This is a genomic window from Bradyrhizobium genosp. L, assembly GCF_015624485.1.
In the GTDB taxonomy this organism is placed as follows: domain Bacteria; phylum Pseudomonadota; class Alphaproteobacteria; order Rhizobiales; family Xanthobacteraceae; genus Bradyrhizobium.
Genome location: NZ_CP061378.1, coordinates 1,854,759 through 1,875,243, shown reverse-complemented (window position 1 = coordinate 1,875,243; position 20,485 = coordinate 1,854,759). Strand labels below are relative to the sequence as shown.

Annotated in this window: 17 protein-coding genes and 1 pseudogene; 11 read left to right on the top strand and 7 right to left on the bottom strand. The window is 65.7% G+C overall.

All coding sequences use genetic code 11. The annotated features are described in order from the left end of the window. Positions 1-123 precede the first annotated feature (123 nt). Both IC762_RS08750 and mutY read right to left on the bottom strand, forming a co-directional pair. Positions 124-543, bottom strand: coding sequence for a PaaI family thioesterase (locus tag IC762_RS08750; protein WP_195788402.1), 420 nt, complete (start codon positions 541-543; stop codon positions 124-126). Between the two features lie 59 nt (positions 544-602). After that, entirely contained in the window at positions 603-1,694 is a 1,092-nt protein-coding gene (mutY, locus tag IC762_RS08745; RefSeq protein ID WP_433995882.1) for an A/G-specific adenine glycosylase, read from the bottom strand. Between the two features lie 73 nt (positions 1,695-1,767). On the opposite strand from mutY, the pseudogene IC762_RS08740 reads away from it, so the two are divergent. From IC762_RS08740 to IC762_RS08695, 10 genes and pseudogenes are all read left to right on the top strand, one after another. After that, positions 1,768-2,052 (top strand): annotated as a pseudogene (locus IC762_RS08740) (type II toxin-antitoxin system RelE/ParE family toxin). Then, on the top strand, positions 2,024-2,347 hold the full coding sequence (locus IC762_RS08735) for a HigA family addiction module antitoxin (protein WP_195788401.1): 324 nt from the start codon (positions 2,024-2,026) through the stop codon (positions 2,345-2,347). The pseudogene IC762_RS08740 and the gene IC762_RS08735 overlap by 29 nt, the downstream one beginning before the upstream one ends. 33 nt (positions 2,348-2,380) lie before the next feature. After that, positions 2,381-2,860: a DUF721 domain-containing protein gene (locus tag IC762_RS08730; RefSeq protein WP_195788400.1), complete on the top strand. Its 480-nt coding sequence runs from the start codon at positions 2,381-2,383 to the stop codon at positions 2,858-2,860. A 120-nt stretch (positions 2,861-2,980) separates the two neighbouring features. Continuing rightward, positions 2,981-3,637 carry a DsbA family protein gene (locus IC762_RS08725; protein ID WP_195788399.1) on the top strand — a complete coding sequence of 219 codons (657 nt, stop codon included), beginning with the start codon at positions 2,981-2,983 and terminating at the stop codon, positions 3,635-3,637. A gap of 462 nt (positions 3,638-4,099) precedes the next feature. After that, on the top strand, positions 4,100-7,564 hold the full coding sequence (gene smc / locus IC762_RS08720) for a chromosome segregation protein SMC (RefSeq protein ID WP_195788398.1): 3,465 nt from the start codon (positions 4,100-4,102) through the stop codon (positions 7,562-7,564). A gap of 263 nt (positions 7,565-7,827) precedes the next feature. After that, positions 7,828-8,793: a small ribosomal subunit Rsm22 family protein gene (locus IC762_RS08715; protein WP_195788397.1), complete on the top strand. Its 966-nt coding sequence runs from the start codon at positions 7,828-7,830 to the stop codon at positions 8,791-8,793. Positions 8,794-9,043: 250 nt separating this feature from the next. Then, complete coding sequence (locus IC762_RS08710) at positions 9,044-9,604, top strand: LemA family protein (RefSeq protein WP_195788396.1); 561 nt, start codon at positions 9,044-9,046, stop codon at positions 9,602-9,604. A gap of 25 nt (positions 9,605-9,629) precedes the next feature. Then, the gene (locus IC762_RS08705) at positions 9,630-10,841 is read left to right on the top strand and encodes a M48 family metallopeptidase (RefSeq protein WP_195788395.1); all 1,212 of its coding nucleotides are present in this window, start codon (positions 9,630-9,632) and stop codon (positions 10,839-10,841) included. Positions 10,842-11,007: 166 nt separating this feature from the next. Beyond that, entirely contained in the window at positions 11,008-11,751 is a 744-nt protein-coding gene (locus tag IC762_RS08700) for a hypothetical protein (protein ID WP_195788394.1), read from the top strand. A gap of 80 nt (positions 11,752-11,831) precedes the next feature. Next, complete coding sequence (locus IC762_RS08695; RefSeq protein WP_195788393.1) at positions 11,832-12,500, top strand: hypothetical protein; 669 nt, start codon at positions 11,832-11,834, stop codon at positions 12,498-12,500. Positions 12,501-12,642: 142 nt separating this feature from the next. Here IC762_RS08695 and IC762_RS08690 read toward each other — a convergent pair whose 3' ends face one another. Further along, positions 12,643-13,182: an adenine phosphoribosyltransferase gene (locus IC762_RS08690; protein ID WP_195788392.1), complete on the bottom strand. Its 540-nt coding sequence runs from the start codon at positions 13,180-13,182 to the stop codon at positions 12,643-12,645. 14 nt (positions 13,183-13,196) lie between these two features. Beyond that, the gene (locus IC762_RS08685) at positions 13,197-15,362 is read right to left on the bottom strand and encodes an anthranilate synthase component I (RefSeq protein ID WP_195788391.1); all 2,166 of its coding nucleotides are present in this window, start codon (positions 15,360-15,362) and stop codon (positions 13,197-13,199) included. Positions 15,363-15,691: 329 nt separating this feature from the next. Here IC762_RS08685 and IC762_RS08680 point away from each other — a divergent pair, with 329 nt between their 5' ends. Next, complete coding sequence (locus IC762_RS08680) at positions 15,692-16,690, top strand: VOC family protein (protein ID WP_195788390.1); 999 nt, start codon at positions 15,692-15,694, stop codon at positions 16,688-16,690. 148 nt (positions 16,691-16,838) lie between these two features. Here the strand turns inward: IC762_RS08680 and IC762_RS08675 are convergent, their stop codons facing one another. The 3 genes from IC762_RS08675 to petA form a co-directional block, all read right to left on the bottom strand. Further along, complete coding sequence (locus IC762_RS08675; RefSeq protein ID WP_195788389.1) at positions 16,839-17,513, bottom strand: dienelactone hydrolase family protein; 675 nt, start codon at positions 17,511-17,513, stop codon at positions 16,839-16,841. Positions 17,514-17,693: 180 nt separating this feature from the next. After that, the gene (locus IC762_RS08670) at positions 17,694-19,763 is read right to left on the bottom strand and encodes a cytochrome c1 (RefSeq protein ID WP_195788388.1); all 2,070 of its coding nucleotides are present in this window, start codon (positions 19,761-19,763) and stop codon (positions 17,694-17,696) included. A 59-nt stretch (positions 19,764-19,822) separates the two neighbouring features. Continuing rightward, positions 19,823-20,353, bottom strand: a complete 531-nt coding sequence (gene petA, locus IC762_RS08665; protein ID WP_195788387.1) for a ubiquinol-cytochrome c reductase iron-sulfur subunit — start codon at positions 20,351-20,353, stop codon at positions 19,823-19,825. Positions 20,354-20,485 lie beyond the last annotated feature (132 nt).

Below are 20,485 nucleotides of genomic sequence, written 5' to 3'. Positions count from 1 at the left end.
ATGCCGAGGAGCGCAGAACGCACGTCTCGAAGCATGCACGGCCCGGCTGGGGGCCGTCGATCCTTCGAGGCTCGCAAGAGCTCGCACCTCAGGATGACGGCGCAGGCTTTGGTGCACGTGGCTCTACCGCAACGCCCGCGCCGCCTCCACCAACCGAATGCTGCTCGTCGCCGTCGCGAGCAGTGTGCCGTCCTCGGCGGTCAGGCGACCTTCGACGAAGGCGATGGTCTTGCCGAGCTGCGTCACCGTCGCCTCGCCGGTGATCGGGCCGGGCTTGGCCGGCGCCAGGAAATTCACGGTCATCGTGATGGTCGTGGTGAAGAGCCGGCCCTCGGTCATCACGAACACCGCCGGCCCCATCGTGTCGTCGAGCATCGCCGAGAGCATGCCGCCCTGGATGAAGCCGGCCGGGTTGCAGAACTCCGGCTTGCCGTCGAAGGCCATCTTGATCCAGCCGTCCTGCGGGCGGGCCTCGACTAGGCGCCAGCCGAGCAGTTTTGCGACAGGCGGCATCGGGATGTGGTCGAGCGCGGTTGCGATCATGGCGGCCTCCGTGTGATCGAGTCATAGCCGGGCGCTGCTGCCAGCGTGGTGTCAGCAGGCTAGAGGTCGAGCCCGTGCGCGATCACCTTGCGCATCACGTTCGGAAACGCCTCGCCATCCAGCGTCGCAATTGGCACCCAGCGCATGCCGTCGGGCGCGTGCGTGCGCGCCGGAACGCTCGCCGTATAGACCACGAGCTCCAGCGGGAAATGCGTAAAGACGTGGGTCACGACGCCGGCCTTGCGGTGCCAGCGCGTGCCACCCTTGAGCGCGGGTGCCTGCGCCAGCGCGGCCGCATCGTCCTGCCCCGCGAGCCACTCCGACCCCGGCACCTCGGTCATGCCGCCGAGCAGCCCCTTTTCGGCGCGTGATCGCACCAGCAATTCGCTGCCGCGCGTCACCACGAAAGCCGCGCCGCGGCGCAAGGTGCCGCTCTTCTTCGGCGCCTTGCGCGGGAAGGTCTCCTGGTCGCCACGGGTGCGCGCCGCGCAGTCATCGTTCAGCGGACACAGCGCGCAGGCCGGCTTCTTCGGCGTGCAGATCGTGGCGCCGAGATCCATCAGCGCCTGCGCGCTGTCGCCGGCGCGAGAGGTCCCGAGCAACGTCGCGGCCATCTGCTGGATCAGCGGCTTTGCTTTCGGCAGCGGCTCCTCGATCGCGTAGAGCCGCGAGACGACGCGCTCGATATTGCCGTCGACCGGCATGGTGCGGCGGTCGAACGCGATCGCGGCGATCGCCGCCGCCGTGTAGGGCCCGATGCCGGGCAACGCACGCAGGCCGTCCTCAGTGTCGGGAAAGACGCCACCATGGTCGTTGAGCACAGCCACCGCGCAGGCATGCAGATTGCGCGCCCGCGAATAGTAGCCGAGCCCGGCCCACATCCGCAGGACGTCATCGAGCGCGGCGCGGCCGAGCGCCGACACGTCCGGCCAGCGCGTCACGAATTTCTCGAAGTAAGGCCCGACTGCCCGCACCGTGGTCTGCTGCAGCATGATCTCCGACAGCCACACCCGGTACGGATCGGCCAGTTCCCCCGCCGCCGCGCGCCACGGCAGCCGCCGGCGGTGCCGGTCGTACCAGGCCAGCAGTTGGGCGGGACGGTCGGGGGCGCGTTGGGAGGTCTGTTGCTTGGTCACACGCGAGAGAGACACGGTACTCCTCAGGGCTCAGAACCTTCAGATGCCGATCGATTGCGCACTATAACGCAACACGTTATAGTCAAGCATGATCCAGAGCTTCGCCGATCCTGAGACAGAATTGATCTGGTCGGGGCGACGTAGCAAGAGACTGCCGCCAGATATCCAGAACGTTGCGCTCAGGAAACTGCGTCTTCTGAATCAGGCGCGGGTGCTGAGCGACCTGCGCGCACCTCCGGGAAACCGGCTTGAGGCATTGAAGGCAGACCGGGCGGGATAGCATTCGATCCGGATCAATGATCAGTGGCGCATTTGTTTCGTTTGGGATGAGGGAGGACCGACACATGTCGAAATCGTCGACTACCATGACTAAAGGCGGGTTACTCCACAACCCGCATCCCGGAGAGATCCTGCTTGAAGAGTTCCTGAAGCCAATGGGCCTCAGCCAGAACGGCCTGGCGCGGGCCATTCATGTCGCTCCACGCCGCATCAACGAGATCGTGCTGGGCAAGCGCGACATCACCGCCGATACCGATCTCCGGCTCGCACGCTATTTTGGCGTTTCGGAGGGCTTCTTTCTCGGACTGCAGATGGACTTTGACCTGATGCACCGGCGGCGCGAGATCGACCGCGACCTGAAAGCGATCCGGCCCCGCGCCGCGGCCTGAACACAGCCGCTATCCGTGCTATAAGCACCTCTGATGTCCAAACCCGGCCCGGTCAGCGCAAAGCCCCTTTCCATCCTGCTCAGCAACGTCTTCACCGACGCTTATGCCAAGCAGGGCTTTGCGGCGCGTGAGCTGGTGACGCGCTGGAGCGAGATCGCGGGCGAGCGGATCGCGGCCTATTGCGAGCCGTTGAAGATGCAATGGCCGCGGCCGGTGGAGGGGCAGCCGCAGGAGCCGGCGACGCTGGTGTTGCGGGTCGAGGGGCCGATGGCGCTGGAGATCCAGCATTCCTCGGACGTCATCCTGGAACGGGTGAACCGGTTTTTCGGCTGGCATGCGGTCGGCCGGCTGACCATCCGGCAGGCGCCGCTGTCGCGCCGCGGCCGGCCGCTGCGGCCGCGCGCGCCGGACGCAGGCGCGGTGGCCCGGGAGGCCGAAAACCTTGGAGCGGTCGAGGATGATGCGCTGCGCGCGGCGCTGGCCCGGCTCGGCGCCACGATCAAGCGAAATTGACGTTTTTCGCCGGCTCCGCAGCGGGAACCCGGCATTGCCACAATGGTCGTTTCAAGCTAGCGAAGGCTTCTTTTCGGGACCCCTCATTCCGGCGTGAATGCGCCAATCCGGGAGCTGACCTTGATCATCACGCGCCGCGCTTTCACCACCGCTCTCTCGCTGACCGGGCTTGCTGCTCTGGCCGGCCTCTCGCCGCTGCGCCTGATCACGGAGGCATTCGCGCAGAGCGCCGCCGACGTGGCCAAGCCGCAGTCGCTGCCCGACATGGCGCTCGGCCCGCAGGACGCCAAGGTGACCATCACCGAATACGCCTCGATGACCTGCCCGCATTGCGCCAATTTCAACGAGACCGTGTTCCCGAAGATCAAGTCGACCTATATCGACACCGGCAAGGTCCGCTACGTGTTCCGCGAGTTCCCGCTCGACATCAAGGCCGCCGCCGGCTCGATGCTGGCGCGCTGCATCGCCAAGGACGACGCGCCGAAATTCTATGCCGTGATCGACCTGTTGTTCCGCCAGCAGAACGACTGGGTGATGAAGAACACCACCGAGACGCTGACGCGGATCGGCAAGCAGGCCGGCCTCAGCCAGCAGCAGGTCGAAGACTGCCTGAAGGACCAGAAGCTGCTCGACAAGATCGCCGCCGACCAGAAATACGCCAACGACGTGCTGAAGGTGAACTCGACGCCGACCTTCTTCATCAATGGCGAGATGCTGAAGGGCGAGACCTCGATCGAGGAATTCAGCAAGCACATCGATCCGCTCCTGAAGAGCTGATCTGCGACAGACGCACCAAATTCGATGTCGTCCTGGCGAAAGCCCGGACCCATTACCCCAATTGATCATTGCTGCGCGAAGCTAGGGCCACGTTCCCGCACATCACCAAACGCGGTGGTTATGGGTCCTGGCTTTCGCCAGGACGACGAAGATATTTGTGCGCCAGCGTCGGATAGGCACGATAGTTGTGGATCAATTGCGACTGCGGTACGCGGCCGTCGCATTATTTGGTTGTTGAAAACCTGATTCGCGTCACGCGCGCTTTCGACAGCGCGCAAGGCTGCAAATCCTCTGCAAATCCCTTGGGAAAAGCTGCGTCAAGCAGTTGCCCTCGCGGGCCGGCCTCGCCATTGTCGCGCTCCATGAAAGCTGCTCGCAGCTATTCACACCCACACCGACATTGCCAATCATGGTATTGTCACGGCAGGGAGATTCGCGCCCGGCCAAGCGAGATTTGTGTACATGAAGCTCACGCGCCTCCGCCTCCACGGTTTCAAGTCGTTCGTTGAACCCACCGACTTCATGATCGAACCGGGCCTGACCGGTGTCGTCGGACCGAACGGCTGCGGCAAGTCCAACCTGGTCGAAGCGCTGCGCTGGGCGATGGGCGAGACCTCGCACAAATCGCTGCGCGCGGCCGACATGGATGCGGTGATCTTCGCCGGTTCCGGCAACCGCCCGGCGCGCAACCACGCCGAAGTGGTGATGACGATCGACAATGCCGATCGCACGGCGCCGGCTGCGATGAATGACAGCCAGTTCCTCGAAATCTCCCGCCGCATCGAGCGCGAGGCCGGCTCGGTCTATCGCATCAACGGCCGCGATGTCCGCGCCCGCGACGTGCAGATCCTGTTCGCCGATGCCGCCACCGGCGCGCGCTCGCCGGCCCTCGTCCACCAGGGCAAGATCGGCGAGATCATCCAGGCCAAACCCGAGCAGCGCCGCCGCGTGCTGGAAGATGCCGCCGGCGTCGCCGGCCTGCATGCCCGCCGCCATGAGGCGGAGCTGCGGCTCAGGGCAGCCGAGACCAACCTGACCCGCGTCGAGGACGTGATCGGCCAGCTCACCGGCCAGATGGAGGGCCTGAAGAAGCAGGCGCGCCAGGCTATCCGCTACCGCGAGGTCGCGGCCAAGGTGCGCAAGTCCGAGGCGATGCTGTTCCACCTGCGCTGGATCGAGGCCAATGCCGACGTCAACGACGCCGCGCATACCCACGATCTGGCCGTGCGCGAGATGGCCGAGCGCACCCGCGAACAGGCCGAATCCGCACGCATCCAGGCGATTCGCGCCTCCGAATTGCCGGCGCTGCGTGACGCCGAGGCGCGCGCCGCCGCCGGCCTGCAGCGCCTGACCAATGCGCGCGAGCTGCTCGACCGCGAGGAGCAACGCGCCAAGGAGCGCGTCGGCGAGCTCGATCGCCGCCTCACCCAGTTCGCCCAGGACATCGCCCGCGAGCAGCAGCAGACCTCGGACGCCGACGTCGCCTTGCTGCGGCTCGACACCGAAGACGCCGAGCTGAAGGAAGAGATCAAGACGCGGGTCGAGAAGCGCTCCGGCGTCGACGAGCGCGTCGCCGAGGCCGAAGGCATTCTGGCCGCGACCGAAAGCCAGTTCACCAGCCTGACCACGCAGCTCGCCGACCTCACCGCCAGGCGCAACCAGCTCGAAACGGGCGTGCGCACCCATCGCGACCGGCTGGCGCGGCTCGATCAGGAGATCGCCAGCGTCCAGGCCGAGGAAGAGAAGCTCGCGCAGGAGACCGGCGGCCTCGGCGACATCGATGCGCTCGCCGCCGCCATGGAGATGGCGCAGCAGACGCTGGCCGAATCCGAAGCCGCCGTGCAGGCGAGCGAATCGCATCACGCTGCCGCGCGGCAGACGCTGGAGTCCTCGCGCAATCCGCTTGCCGAGGCCGAAAAGCGCGTGCAGCGGCTGGAGACCGAAGCCCGCACCATCTCGAAGCTGGTCAACAGCGAGACCAAGAATCTGTGGCCGCCGATCATCGACGGCATCACGGTCGCCAAGGGTTATGAGAAGGCGATCGGCGCGGTGCTCGGCGACGATCTCGACGCGCCGGTCGATCCGTCGGCGCCGATGCGCTGGACCAATGCCGGCGTGGCGGCCGACGATCCGTCGCTGCCCGATGGTGTCGAGCGGCTGGCCGACCGCGTGCAGGCGCCGCCCGAGTTGGCGCGCCGCCTGGCGCAGATCGGCGTGGTGACAAAAGAGCGCGGTGCCGCATTGGTGTCGCAACTCAAGACCGGCCAGCGGCTGGTCTCGCTCGAGGGCGACGTCTGGCGCTGGGACGGCTTCGTCGCCGACGCGCATGCGCCGACCGGCGCCGCCCGCCGGCTCGCCGAACGCGCCCGCCTCGTCGACATCGAGAATGACCTCGAACAGGCCCGCGTCGATGCCGCCGCCAAGCGCCAGGCGCTGGAGACGGCGGAGGCCGAGCTGCGCTCTGCATCGGCGGCCGAAGCCGCCTCCCGCGAAGCCGTGCGCGCCACCCGCCGCGAGGCCGAAGCCGCGCGTGAGCGCCATGCCGCGACCGAGCGCGAGATCAACCGTCATGCCGCACGCAAATCGGCATTGACCGAGGCGCACAGCCGCGTCGCCGCCGACCGCGCCGAGGCCGAGGCCGCGCATGAGAGCGCCGAAGCCGCGCTTGCAGAGCTGCCGCCGAGCGTCGAGACCGAAACCCAGCTCGCCGCCGTCCGCGCCGAGATCGACAACCAGCGCCGCGCCGCAGCCCAGGTCCGCGCCGAGGCGCAGGCGCTCGCCCGCGAGGCCGAGCTCGCCGACCGCCGCGTGCAGGCGATCCTCGCCGAGCGCAGCGAGTGGCAGACCCGCAAGACCAGCGCCGCCTCGCAGGTCGGGACCATCGAGGCGCGCATCGCCGAGGTTTCGATCGAGCGCGAGGAGCTCGCCAACGCGCCGGAAGTGTTCGCCGAGAAGCGCAGCGCGCTGATCACGGAGATCGAGCACGCCGAGGGCGATCGCCGCATCGCGGCCGACGCACTCGCGACCGCCGAAGCCGCGATGGCGGAGACCGATCGCCTCGCCAAAACCTCGCTCGAAGCGCTGTCCTCTTCGCGCGAAGCCACCGCGCGCGCCGAAGAGCGCATGGAAGGCACCCGCCGCCGCCTCGCCGACATCGAGCGCGAGGTGCACGACATGCTCGAGGTCGAACCGAACGCGGTCGCCGCGATGGCCGAGATCGAGCCCGGCGCGGAGCTGCCGCCGGTCGCGCAGGTCGAGGAGGAGCTGGAGAAGCTGCGCCGCGACCGCGAGCGGCTCGGCGCCGTCAATCTGCGCGCCGAGGAAGAGCTGAAGGAAGTCGAGACCCAGCACACCGCGCTGACCACCGAGCGCGACGACCTCGTCGAGGCGATCAAGCGGCTGCGCCAGGGCATCCAGAGCCTCAACAAGGAAGCGCGCGAGCGTCTGCTGACCTCGTTCGAGACCGTCAACGAGCACTTCAAGCGGCTGTTCACCGACCTGTTCGGCGGCGGCGAAGCGGCGCTGCATCTGATCGAGAGCGAGGATCCGCTCGAGGCCGGCCTCGAGATCATCGCCAAGCCGCCGGGCAAGAAGCCGCAGACGCTGTCGCTGCTGTCGGGCGGCGAGCAGGCGCTGACCGCGCTGGCGCTGATCTTCGCGGTGTTCCTCACCAATCCGTCGCCGATCTGCGTGCTGGACGAGGTCGACGCGCCGCTCGACGACCACAACGTCGAACGCTTCTGCGACCTCCTGCACGAGATGACCGGTTCGACCGAAACGCGCTTCATCATCATCACGCACAATCCGATCACGATGGCGCGGATGAACCGGCTGTTCGGCGTCACCATGGCCGAGCGCGGCGTGTCGCAGCTGGTCTCGGTCGACCTGCAGGGCGCGGTGGACATTCTCGACCAGAACGTGGCTTGATGCACTCAGGCGTGATCCCCGCGCAAAGGCTCGTAGCTCAGGATGACGCGGACAGAGTAAGCGAGCGGTCTCACCACGTCGTCGTCCTGGCGAAAGCCAGGACCCATAACCACCGAATTCGGTTGTAAGCGGGATCGTGGCCCCGGCGTCGTGCAACAACAAGCAGCCGGGGTAATGGGTCCTGGCTTTCGCCAGGACGACGCTGAATGCTTGGTGCCGCCTGTGAGTCGTTCACTCACATGCTCTCAGGATGACGGCGAGCCATGACCTCACCCGACCTTCCCGCAGAACTGCGCGCCGCCCTCAACGCCAAGATTGATGGCTTGTCCCGCAGTGACGCCGCAAGCCGCGCTGCGGTGATCTCGCAAACCTATCGCGAAGGCGGCGGCTCCGGCACGATCAGGACCGAAACCGACGCACTGGCCTACGCGCTGGCGCGGATGCCCGCCACATATGCGGCCGTTGTCGCGAGCCTGAATGCGCTGACGAAGATCCGGCCGGACTTCGCGCCATCAAGCCTGCTCGACGTCGGCGCCGGCCCGGGAACCGCAACCTGGGCCGCAGCGCAGGCCTTCTCTTCGCTGCAGCGCTTCACCCTGCTCGATGCCAACAGCGCGCTGCGAACGCTGGCAACGGCGCTGTTTCGCGACAGCACGCGGCTGGGCGACACCACTTACGACCTCGGCCAGGCCCGCGCCTTGCTCGACAAGGCCGGGCCCGCCGATCTCGTCATCGCGAGCTACATGATCGGCGAACTCGGCGATGCCGAACGTATGGCACTGGCCGAGTCCCTCTGGTCCAGAACCACGGACACGCTGCTGGTCGTCGAGCCCGGCACGCCTGCGGGCTATGCGCGCATCATCTCACTCCGCGCACGACTGATCGCAGCCGGCGCTCATGTCGCGGCCCCCTGCCCTCACGATGGCGCCTGCCCGCTGCTCGCGCCCGACTGGTGTCATTTCTCGCAGCGCCTGCAGCGCTCGCGTGCGCACAAGCAGGTCAAGGGCGCCGAACTGCCGTTCGAGGACGAGCGCTTCGCCTATGTCGCACTGAGCCGCGCGCCGCAAGCGGCGCGACCATCCCGCGTGCTCGCGCAGCCCGACGACGGCAAGGTCGAGATTGCGGCCAAGCTCTGCACGCCGGAGGGCGTTGCCGTCACAAAAGTGCCGCGTCGCGCCAAGGCCGACTACGCCCTCGCCCGCCGCTGGCGCTGGGGCGATGCGATCTAGATTACGGTGTCGTCCCGGCGAAGGCCGGGACCCATACGCCGCGACCCGCGGAAAGGACACAAGCGGCGTCGGCTTTGCTTCGTAACTGAAATAGGTGGTTACGGGTCCCGGCCTTCGCCGGGACGACGACGTTGAACTAATTCGACATCATCTCCGACCAACACAGCGCCCACCTCTCCGCGGCGGGCTGCCGTGTGGCCGGTTTTGGGCTACGGTGCCGTCGTTTCGTCCCATCAGGAGCCGCCCCGTCATGTCGACCAGCTGGATCGTTATCGGCGTCATCGTCCTTCTCGTGCTGTTCGCGTTCAGCGCCTACAACCGGCTCGTCGCGCTTGGCCAGCGAGTCAGCCAGGCCTTTGCCGACATCGACGTACAGCTCAAGCAGCGTCATGATCTGATCCCGAACCTGGTCGAGACCGTAAAGGGCTACGCCGCGCACGAGCGCGGCACGCTGGACGATGTGATCAAGGCGCGCAATTCGGCGATGTCGGCGCAGGGGCCCGCGCAGGTGTCGGCGGCGGAGAACCAGCTGTCCGGCGCGCTCGGCCGGCTGATTGCGCTGTCGGAGGCCTATCCGGACCTCAAGGCGAACGCCAATTTCCAGCAGCTGGCCTCGGAGCTCTCCGACCTCGAGAACAAGATCGCCGCCAGCCGCCGCTTCTTCAACAACGCGGTGCAGGAGTACAACACCGGCATCCAGCAGATGCCGGCCGCGTTGTTCGCTGGCATGTTCGGCTTCACCCGCAAGGACTTCTTCGACCTCGGCGCCAGCCGCGCGGAAGTCGAGGCCGCGCCGAGCGTGAAGTTCTGAGGCGCGACGCGCCGGCGAGAGCCCCATGGCCGCCTACGGTCTCTATACGCATATCGCATCGAACAAGTTTCGTTCGATGCTGCTGCTCGGCGGGCTGTTCCTGCTGATCTACGTGCTGGTCTATGCCGGCGCGCTGGTCGCGGAGGTGATGATCGATAGCGGCCGCACGGTCGACTATTATCTGCGCCACGCCTCGCGCGACCTGGTCTCCGCCTTCCCCTGGGCGACGATCGCAGCGGCAGCCTGGATCGTGATCGCCTATTTCTTCCACCAGAACATGATCGACGCCGTCACCGGCGGCGAGAGCGTGACGCGGCAGCAGGAGCCGCGGCTGTACAATCTGCTGGAGAACCTCTGCATCTCGCGCGGCATCCCGATGCCGAAGCTGAAGGTGATGGACAGCCCGGCGCTGAACGCGTTCGCGACCGGCCTCAACCCAAGGCAATATTCGGTCACCGTCACCACCGGGCTCCTGAACGCGCTTGATGACCAGGAGATCGAGGCCGTGCTCGGCCACGAGCTCACCCATATCAAGAACGGCGACGTGCAGCTGATGGTGATCGCCGTGATCATCGCCGGCGTGGTCGGCTTCTTCGGCGAGCTGTTCTTCCGCCTGTTCACAAATCTGTCGTGGAACTCAGGCGGCTGGTCGTCCTCGTCTTCATCCTCCTCGTCTTCGTCGTCATCATCGGACCGCGACAGCAAGAGCTCCGGCGGCGGCGCCTTCATCGTCGTCATCATCGCGGTCGTGCTGATCATGGTGGCCTGGTTGCTGTCGCAGGTGGTCAAGCTGGCGCTGTCGCGCTCGCGCGAATTCTTGGCCGATGCCGGCTCGGTCGAGCTGACCAAGAACCCCGATGCGATGATCTCGGCGCTGCGCAAGATCGAGAACCGCGGCGAGCTGGAGGGCGCAACCTCGGCAGTGATGGAACTCTGCGTCGACAATCCGCGCGAGGGCTTTGCGGACCTGTTCGCGACCCATCCGTCGATCAAGTCGCGGGTCGATGCGCTGGTGAAATATGCCGGCGGACGCGATCCCGGGCCGCTGGCGCTGCCCGATGCGACCACGGACGAGCCGTCTGCACTGCCGCCCGCCGCTGGCGACCAGCCTCCGCCGGTTGCGCATGGCCCGTGGGGCGACACGCCGCCTGCAAACCAACCGCCGCCGCTGCCGGGCACGAGCCCGACGCAGGGACCGCTCGGTCCGCTGCAAGGGCCATGGGGCCGGCACGTCTAATTTCCGCGCAGCTCTCTCATTCCATTAAGGAAATCCCTACCAAGCTGGTCATGGGCACCTTAAGGAATTGAATTATCCCTCGATTCTGCCATGTTCGCGCCCAAAGCAGGTGTGGGGACTTGCCGATCGCCGTCGCGATCGGGAGCGCGCTTTTATAAGGACTTCCATGGCAAAGCCGGTCGTGATCGTGGTGGGCGCAGACAAGGGCGGGGTCGGCAAGACCACCGTCTCGCGGACACTCCTGGACTATTTCAGCGCCAACAACGTGCAGACCCGGGCATTCGACACCGAATCGCCGCGCGGCACGCTGAAGCGCTTCCATCCCGATATCACCGAGATCGTCGACATGACGACGACCTCGGACCAGATGAAGATCTTCGACACGCTGAATTCCGGCTCGTCGGTGACCGTGATCGACGTTCGCGCCGGCCTGTTGTCGCCCGCGCTGGCCTCGCTGCGCGACATCGGCTTCCTCGATGCGGCGCGCTCCGGCCAGATCACCTTCGCGGTGTTTCACATCCTCGGCCCCTCGATCGCCTCGCTGGACGAGATCGCCGAGACCTCCAGTTTCATGACCGGCGCGAAGTATTTCCTGGTCAAGAACTTCATCAACGACACCCAGTTCTTCCAGTGGGACCAGGCGACCTACAACTCGTATTTCAACAAGATCAAGGATGCGACCGACCTGACGATCCCGAAGCTCAACGAAATGGCTTATGAGCAGGTCGAAGTGTCCTCGGTTCCGTTCCTGAAATTCGTCGCCAACAAGCTGATCAACGACGACGCCGCCAGCTACTCCTTCGTGCTGCGCGGCTATGTCCGGCACTGGCTGGCCAATGTCTGGAGCGAGTACGACCGGATCAAGCTGACCGACCTGGTCGGCGCCAAGTCGGCCAAGGGCGAAAAATAGTCGCGCTGGGCAGCGAAAAATCGCGCCCGGGCCCGCGTTGGGGCTGGATTAGGGGAAAATTTGGATTGATATAGCGGGCGATGTCACCGACGCCCGTTTACATCATCTGCTCGCCCCGCCCGCAGGTCGGCAAGACGCTGACCGCGCGGCTGCTGAGCGAATTCCTGCTCTTGAAGAACGGCAACGTGGTCTCCTTCGACATCAATTTGAAGGAGCCGTCGCTGCTCGACTATCTGCCGCGGATCACGGAAACCGCTGACGTGATCGACACCTACGGCAAGATGCAGCTGATGGACCGTGTCATCGTCGATGACGGCACCGCCAAGGTGATCGATCTCGGCTACCACGCCTTCGACGAATTCTTCAAGATGTGCGACCAGATCGGGCTGATGAAGGAGGCGATGCGCCGCCGCGTCGCGCCGGTCATCGTTTTCGTGGCTGACACCGACCGCGCCTCGGTGCGCAGCTATCAGACGCTGGCCGGCCTGATCCCGCCGAACGCGCTCGTCGTGCTCGACAACGAGTTCGTGGTGCGCGGCGAGCTGCCGCCGGCGATGTCGCGCAGCCGCCTGCTGCGGCTCGGCGCGCTGCCGGTGTTCCTGAAGACCTATATCGACCGGCTGAACTTTTCCTTCACCGGCTATCTGCGCCAGGAAAAGGATTCATCGACCGAGCTGCATCAGTGGATCCGGCGCAATTACACCATGTTCCGCGATCTCGAACTGAGCATGACGCTGCAGAAGTCCTGATCGTCGTCCCGGCGAAAGCCGGGACCCATAACCACCGTTATGGGTTTGGCGAAGGCTGGGGCCACACCTTATCTCCACAACCGACATTCGTGGTTATGGGTCCCGGCCTGCGCCGGGACGACGGGGGACAGATCGCGGCGCGCTAATGCCCCTCGAATGCCATCAGCGTGCGCACGGGCACGTCCATCGCGCGCAGCTTGTCGGCGCCGCCGAGATCGGGCAGGTCGATGATGAAGCAGGCGGCGACCACGTTGGCGCCGATCTGGCGCAAGAGTTTCACCGCGCCCTCCGCGGTGCCGCCGGTCGCGATCAGATCGTCGACCAGGATCACGCGCTCGCCGGGTTGCACGGCGTCGGCATGCATCTCCATCTCGTCGAGGCCGTATTCCAGCGAGTAGGCGATCCGCACCGTGGTGTGCGGCAGCTTGCCCTTCTTGCGGATCGGCACGAAGCCGGCCGAGAGCTGATGCGCCACCGCGCCGCCGAGGATGAAGCCGCGCGCCTCGATGCCTGCGACCTTGTCGACCTTCGACCCGGCCCAGGGATGCACCAGTTCGTCGACCGCGCGGCGGAACGCACGGGCATCCGCCAGCAACGTCGTGATGTCACGAAACAGGATGCCCGGCTTCGGATAGTCCGGGATGGTGCGAACGGTCGACTTGATGTCCTGGTCAAACGTCATTGGTCTCGCAATCCTCAATTGGCAGGCGGCTTGAGCCGGAATGCATTCTCCACGATCCGCAGGCCCACCTCGTTGCCGAGTGACATCAGCGACTCCGGGTGGAACTGGACGCCGGCGACCGGCAGCGTCTTGTGCTCGATCACCATCGCGACGCCGTCCTCGGTGGTCGCGGTCACATCAAGCACGTCGGGCACGCTATCGCGTTCGACGTAAAGCGAATGATAACGGCCGATCACGATCTCATTGGGCAGATTCCGCATCAACCGCCCACCCCGGATCTGGACCCGCGCCGGCCGGCCATGGGCCGGCTGGCTGAGCTGGCCGAGCTGACCGCCGAAATATTCACCAATCGCCTGCACCCCGAGACACACGCCGAAGATCGGCAGCTTCTGTGCAAGCGCCGTGCCGATGGTCTTGGCGATGCCGAAATCCTCAGGCCTGCCCGGCCCGGGCGACAGCACCAGCAGGTCCCAACCCGTCCGCTTCAGCATGTCCTGGGCATGGATGTGCCTGACGACCGTGACGTTGGCACCGACCTGCCGGAAGTAATCCGCCAGCATATGCACAAAGCTGTCGTCGTGATCGATCAGCAGCACGTTCTTGCCGGAGCCGGTGGCATCGGGCGCGAAATCCGACAGCGGCTTCGGCGGATCGCCGCGCAGCGCCTGGAACAGCGCGGCGGCCTTGACCTGGCATTCGCGGTCTTCGGCCGCCGGATCGGAATCAAACAAACAGGTCGCGCCGACCCGCACCTCGGCCAGGCCGTCCTTCATCCGGATGGTGCGGATGGTGAGGCCGGTGTTGATGCTGCCGTCGAAATTGACCGCGCCGATCGCGCCGGCATACCAGCGCCGCGGCGAGCGCTCGTGGTCCTCGACGAACTGCATCGCCCACAATTTCGGCGCGCCGGTGACCGTCACGGCCCAGGCATGGGTCAGGAACGCGTCGAGCGCATCGAACCCCGGCCGCAGCATGCCCTCGACATGGTCGACGGTGTGGAACAGTTTTGAATAGGTTTCGATCTGCCGCCGCGCCAGCACCTTGATGGTGCCGGGCACGCAGATCCGCGCCTTGTCGTTGCGGTCGACGTCGGTGCACATGTTGAGCTCGAACTCGTCCTTCTCAGAGTTCAGCAGCTTGCGGATCTGCTCGGCATCGCCGATCGAGTCCAAACCACGCGCGATGGTGCCGGAGATCGGGCAGGTCTCGACCCGGCGACCGTCGGAGCGCACGAACATCTCCGGCGATGCCGCGACCAAAAATTCACCCTCGCCGAGATTCATCAGCGCGCCATAGGGCGACGGGTTGATGCGGCAGAGCCGCTGGAACACCTCTGCCGGCGAACGCTCGCAGGGCTCGGCGAACAATTGTCCAGGCACCGCCTCGAACAGGTCGCCGCGGGCAAACGCCGCGCGCGCGGTCTCGACCGTTGCCTGGTATTCACCGGGCCCGTGATCGGCAAAACCCTGCCGCCCGGTCTTGGCGTAGAGGCTCGGCGCGGTCTCATGCGCGAGGCCCGTGGTGGACTTGCCCTTCCACGAGAACTCGTAATTCAGCAGCACGCCACGGCCGGTGGCGCGGTCGTAGGCGAGCAGACGATCCGGCACATAGAGCACGATGTCGCGCTGGTCGGCCTCGCGGGCGCGCTTCTGCACGAGGTCCTCGATCTGGAATACGAGGTCATAGGCGAAAGCGCCGAACAGGCCGAGCAGCGGATCGGCGTTGGAGGTAAACGCCGCCACCATATCGCGCACCAGCGACATCACGCTGGCGCGGCGGGTGCGCTGGTCCTCCTCGACTGGCGCCGCACCGCGGACGATGTGGCCGGCGAGTTTTGTTGCGCTCCGCTCGGTGATCACGACACAGGGCTCGCGCAGCACGTCGCCGAGGAAGGCGACCAAGACCTCGCCGCGCGGGTTCAACGCCGACAGCGAAAAATCGGTACCCGAGGTCTCCAGCACCAGCGGCGGATCGGCAAAGCCGAGGTCAAAACTCTCGTAGCGGCCAGGCACCGTCGTGCCCGACGACAGCACCACGCCGCGGCGGCGGTCGAGCAGCGCGATCAGATCGTCGAGGCGGTTGGCGCCGCCGGTGAACTGCTCGACCACGCGCGCGACCGCGAGGCCGCCATTGGTCAGATACTCGCTTTTGGCCGGCAGGGAAAAGACTGTCCTGTTCATGTGATCCTCTTACGAGACTTGGGAGGAGAGCGCCACACAGGACAAGGGAAGGTACCGTCGCACTGCGATGGCGACCTTCGACGTTTTTGGGAAATGAAAACGCACCGGCCACCTATGGGAAGGTGGGCCACCAACGACGGGATGGACTGGCAACGGTGCTCATGGGGCTTACTCACCATCCGGCGAAGGCCGTGTCAAGGGATGGCAAGCCGCCCTGCCCCGGACCGGCACGGCCTTTTTTCCGGTTTGAATGCCCGGGAATCCGCGTAGGATTTCGCCGGCACGGCGGCCGATCGGCCGCCCAAAAAACAGACACCGGGAGACGCACAATGGCGATTTTGGGTCTCGGATATGCCGGGTTCGGCTCGGACGCGCTCGACGACTGGCGGCAGTTCGGCACCGGCCTGGTGGGCTTGCAGGCGGTCGAGCGCGGCAACTCGCTGCTCGCCTTCCGGATGGACGACCGCAAGCAACGCATCGTGATCGACCGCGCGCTGGCCGAGGGCACGAGGTTCTTCGGCTGGGAGGTGGCGGATGCCGCAGCTCTCGACGCGCTGGCGGCGCGGCTGGAGCGCGCCGGCGTGGCCGTCATAGCCGAAGCGCAGGCTTTGGCTGACGCGCGCCGGGTGCACGGCCTGATCTCCTTCCACGACCCCGCCGGCAACCGCCTCGAGGCGTTTCATGGCGCCGAAATCGACGACACGCCGTTCAAGCCGGGGCGTTCGATCTCCGGCTTCCGCACCGGACCGCAGGGGCTCGGCCACGCCGTGCTGACGGTCGAGCACCTCGCGCCCGTGATGGCGTTCTATGTCGACGTGCTCGGCTTCGGTCTCAGCGACTACATCGAAAAGCCGTTCCGCGCCTATTTCTTCCACGTCAATGCGCGCCACCATTCGCTGGCGCTGATCGAGACCGGCACGAACGGCATGCATCATCTGATGGTGGAATTGTTCTCGCTCGACGACGTCGGCCAAGCCTACGACGTCGCGATGAAGGAGGAGCGCGTCAACGTCTCGCTCGGCCGCCACACCAACGATCTGATGACATCGTTCTACGCCAAGTCGCCGTCGTCCTTCATGGTGGAGTGCGGCTGGGGCGGCCGCGAGATCGACCCAGTGAACTGGACGCCGTTCGAGATGCATGACGGCCCGAGCCTGTGGGGCCATGAGCGCGTCTGGCTGTCGCCGGAAGACCGCGCCGTCGCCCGCGACATGCGCATGCGCGCCGCCACTGAGGGCAAGCGCGCGCCGGTGCAGGTGATGGAAGGGAATTTCAAGCTGATGTCGGGGACGTGCCCGTGGTGGGATGGAGTGAAGGCGGACAGTTAAATCTCGCCGTCGTCCCTGCGAGAGCAGGGACCCATAACCACAGGGCGCAGTTGTCTCGCGAGATGACTACCCAAGTGCCCGTTACGACGGCCGCGGCGTATGGGTCCCTGCTTTCGCAGGGACGACATCGCATTTGCGGATCATGCGCTTACCCCAGATGCTTCCGGAAAAACTCCGTCGCGCGGCCCCAGGCCAGTTCCGCGCAGTGCCGGTCGTGCACCGAGAGGCGCTGCTCGTTGCCAAAACCGTGCTCGGCATCATAGCGGAACAGTTCCAGCGATTTGCCGGCGGCCTTCATCGCTTTCTCAAAACCATCGACCAGCGCCGGCGTGCACCAGTCGTCCTTGTTGGCGAAATGCCCCTGCAGGGGAATCCTGACGTCCGCCGGCTTGGCAGCCTGCTCCGGCGGGATGCCGTAGAACACCACACCGGCCGTCAGTTCCGGGATCTTGGTGGCGCCGATGATCGTCACTGCGCCGCCGAGGCAGAAACCGGTCAGGCCGACCTTGGTGCCGTTCTTGGCGAGATACTGCGCGGCACCGCGCACCGTCTGCGTGGTGGCGTCCATGAAGTCGAGCGAGTTCATCTCTTTACCGGCGGCGTCGGTGTCGTGATACGGCACCACCGTGCCCTTGTAGAGATCGGGCGCCAGCGCATCGAAACCGGCGAGCGCGAAGCGGTCGCACATGCCCTTGATCTGGTCCTGCAGGCCCCACCATTCCTGGATCACGACCACGCCCGGCGCGTTGCCGCGCGCGGCGTTGGCGAGATAGCCTGAGGCGTCCTTGCCGTCGGGGCGCTTGAAGCTGATGATGGTACCCATGAGTTCCTCCGCAAGGTTTGCCGGCTGATTGGCCGGCATTCTGTCCGCACTCGATGACGGACGCAATCACCGCGCGGCATCCTCGCGCAGTCGTCATCCATCGATTGCGAGTGCACTCGCGAAAGCAAAAAAGCCCCCCGGAGGGGGCTTTTTCAATCTCGTAAGAACCGGCTTCCCGCGTCAGTGCGCGTCAGCCCAGACCTTCCGCTTGGTGAAGTACATCAGCAAGGCGAAGATGATCAGGAACACGAACACCTGCACGCCGATCCGCTTGCGCTCCTCCATGTGCGGCTCGGCCGCCCACATCAGGAACGTGGTGACGTCGTGGGCGTACTGCGCCACCGTCGCCGGCGAGCCGTCGTCGAAGGTCACCTGGCCGTCGGACAGCGGCTTCGGCATCTTGATGGCGTGGCCCGGGAAGTACTTGTTGTAGTAGGTGCCTTCAGGGACGGTGACACCCGCCGGCGGCTTGTCCTCGAAGCCCTGCAGGATCGCCGAGACGTAGTCCGGTCCCTGCTCCTGATACTGGGTGAAGAAGTCGATCAGGAAGCGCGGGAAGCCGCGCTCGTAGGACCGTGCCTTGGCCATCAGCGAGAGGTCCGGCGGCGCCTTGCCGCCATTGGCGGCGGCCGCAGCCTGCTCGTTCGGGAACGGCGCCGGGAAGTAATCCGCGGTGCGGCCCGGACGGTCGAACATCTCGCCCTGGTCGTTCGGGCCGTCCTTGATCTTGTAGTCGGACGCGAACGCCGCCGCCTGCGCCACCGAATAGCCGGGTCCGCCGGGATCGGCCAGGTTGCGGAACGCGACATAGTTCAGGCTGTGGCAGGCCGAGCAGACCTCTTTGTAAACCTTCAGGCCACGCTGCAGCGAGCCGCGATCAAACTTGCCGAAAGGGCCGGCGAACGACCATTTCTGCTGCGGCGGAGCGTCGTTTTCCTCGGCGCGGGCGTTCTGGGCGCTGCCGGCCAGCACGCCGCCGGCCACCACCAGCGCGAGCGCGATGGAGGCCGCGGTCGCGATCTTGCCCTTGCGCTTCGCCAGCACGTCGTCGGCGATCGAGTTCGGCACCGGACGCGGCGTCTCGATCCGGGAGAGCAGCGGCAGCACGATCAGGAAGTAGGCGAAATAGCAGACCGTCAGGATGCGGCCGGCGATCACATAGATGCCTTCCGGCGGCTGCGAGCCGAGATAGCCGAGCAGGATACAGACCGCCACGAACAGCCAGAAGAACTGCTTGGCCAGCGGACGGTACTTCGACGAACGGGTCCGCGCGCTGTCGAGCCAGGGCAGGAAGCACAGGACGATGATCGCCGAGAACATCGCCACCACGCCGGCGAGCTTGTTCGGGATCGAGCGCAGGATAGCGTAGAACGGCAGATAGTACCATTCGGGCACGATGTGCGCCGGCGTCACGCCGGGGTTCGCCGGGATGTAGTTGTCGGCGTCGCCGAGATAGTTCGGCATGTAGAAGATGAACCAGGAGAAGAAGATCAGGAAGCAGGCGACGCCGAACATGTCCTTGATCGTCGCATAGGGCGTGAACGGCACCGTGTCCTTGTCGGTCTTGGCCTCGACGCCGGCCGGATTGTTCTGGCCCGCGACGTGCAGCGCCCAGACGTGCAGCACGACCACGCCAGCGATCACGAACGGTAGCAGGTAGTGCAGCGAGAAGAAGCGGTTCAGGGTCGGGTTGCCGACCGAGTAGCCGCCCCACAGCAGCGTCACGATGCTCTCGCCGAAATAGGGCACGGCCGAGAACAGATTGGTGATGACGGTGGCGCCCCAGAAGCTCATCTGGCCCCACGGCAGCACGTAGCCCATGAAGCCGGTCGCCATCATCAGGAGGTAGATGATGACGCCGAGGATCCACAGCACCTCGCGCGGCTCCTTGTACGACCCGTAATAGAGACCGCGGAACATGTGGACGTAGACCGCGAAGAAGAACATCGACGCGCCGCAGGCATGCATGTTGCGCAGCAGCCAGCCGTAATTGACGTCGCGGACCAGCAGCTCAACCGACTTGAAGGCGAGGTCGGCGTTCGGCGTGTAGTGCATCGCCAGGATCACGCCGGTCAGGATCTGCAGCCCCAGCATCATCGAAAGGATGGCGCCGAAGGTCCACCAGTAGTTCAGGTTGCGCGGCGTCGGATAGGCCACGAAGGAGGAGTGGATCAGGCCGAAGATCGGTAGGCGCCGCTCGATCCACTTCAAGGCGGGGTTGCTCGGTTGGAAATCGGATGGTCCGCTCATTGATGCGATCCTGAGAAGAAAAACGACGCGATGGGTTCCAAAGCCCGGAGATCCCGGACTTAGCCGATCTGGATTTTGGTGTCGGAAAGGAAGGCATAGGGCGGCACCACCAGGTTGGCGGGCGCGGGCCCCTGGCGGATACGACCGGAGGAGTCGTACTGCGAGCCATGGCAGGGGCAGAAGAAGCCGTCGTAATTGCCCTCATGGGCGATCGGGATGCAGCCGAGATGAGTGCAGATGCCGATCACGACCAGCCACTGGTCGTGGCCGTCCTTGACGCGCGCCGAGTCGGGCTGCGGGTCGGGCAGGCTCGAGAGCGCCACGCTCTGGGCCTCCTGGATCTGCTTCTTGGTGCGGTGGCTGATGTAGATCGGCTTACCGCGCCAGAACACCTTGATGTCTTGGCCCTCGGCGATCGGCGTCAGATCGACCTGGATCGGTGCGCCGGCCGCGATCGTCGCGGCATCCGGGTTCATCTGCGCAACCAGCGGCCAGACAGTGGCGGCTGCGCCGACCACGGCAGCAGCACCGGTTGCAACAAAAAGGAAATCACGGCGTGTCGGATGGTCCGCCGAAGACGCTGTCGTCACGTTTCCAAGCCCTTTCATATCCGCAGCCGGTGGAACCGCCCCGAAGACGCAGGAAGCGCCCAGGAAAGGCTGCCGGCGCCCGCGACCCCCGCGGCGGCAGAAACCCGCCATTCCACACCCCAAACGGCGGAA

What these genes read in the sequence shown, in the direction of transcription:
- IC762_RS08750 (WP_195788402.1), bottom strand. Translation starts at nt 543, where the DNA reads ATGATCGCAACCGCGCTCGACCACATCCCGATGCCGCCTGTCGCAAAA.
- IC762_RS08735 (WP_195788401.1), top strand. Translation starts at nt 2,024, where the DNA reads ATGTCGAAATCGTCGACTACCATGACTAAAGGCGGGTTACTCCACAAC.
- IC762_RS08730 (WP_195788400.1), top strand. Translation starts at nt 2,381, where the DNA reads ATGTCCAAACCCGGCCCGGTCAGCGCAAAGCCCCTTTCCATCCTGCTC.
- smc (WP_195788398.1), top strand. Translation starts at nt 4,100, where the DNA reads ATGAAGCTCACGCGCCTCCGCCTCCACGGTTTCAAGTCGTTCGTTGAA.
- IC762_RS08715 (WP_195788397.1), top strand. Translation starts at nt 7,828, where the DNA reads ATGACCTCACCCGACCTTCCCGCAGAACTGCGCGCCGCCCTCAACGCC.
- IC762_RS08710 (WP_195788396.1), top strand. Translation starts at nt 9,044, where the DNA reads ATGTCGACCAGCTGGATCGTTATCGGCGTCATCGTCCTTCTCGTGCTG.
- IC762_RS08705 (WP_195788395.1), top strand. Translation starts at nt 9,630, where the DNA reads ATGGCCGCCTACGGTCTCTATACGCATATCGCATCGAACAAGTTTCGT.
- IC762_RS08700 (WP_195788394.1), top strand. Translation starts at nt 11,008, where the DNA reads ATGGCAAAGCCGGTCGTGATCGTGGTGGGCGCAGACAAGGGCGGGGTC.
- IC762_RS08695 (WP_195788393.1), top strand. Translation starts at nt 11,832, where the DNA reads ATGTCACCGACGCCCGTTTACATCATCTGCTCGCCCCGCCCGCAGGTC.
- IC762_RS08690 (WP_195788392.1), bottom strand. Translation starts at nt 13,182, where the DNA reads ATGACGTTTGACCAGGACATCAAGTCGACCGTTCGCACCATCCCGGAC.
- IC762_RS08685 (WP_195788391.1), bottom strand. Translation starts at nt 15,362, where the DNA reads ATGAACAGGACAGTCTTTTCCCTGCCGGCCAAAAGCGAGTATCTGACC.
- IC762_RS08680 (WP_195788390.1), top strand. Translation starts at nt 15,692, where the DNA reads ATGGCGATTTTGGGTCTCGGATATGCCGGGTTCGGCTCGGACGCGCTC.
- IC762_RS08675 (WP_195788389.1), bottom strand. Translation starts at nt 17,513, where the DNA reads ATGGGTACCATCATCAGCTTCAAGCGCCCCGACGGCAAGGACGCCTCA.
- IC762_RS08670 (WP_195788388.1), bottom strand. Translation starts at nt 19,763, where the DNA reads ATGAGCGGACCATCCGATTTCCAACCGAGCAACCCCGCCTTGAAGTGG.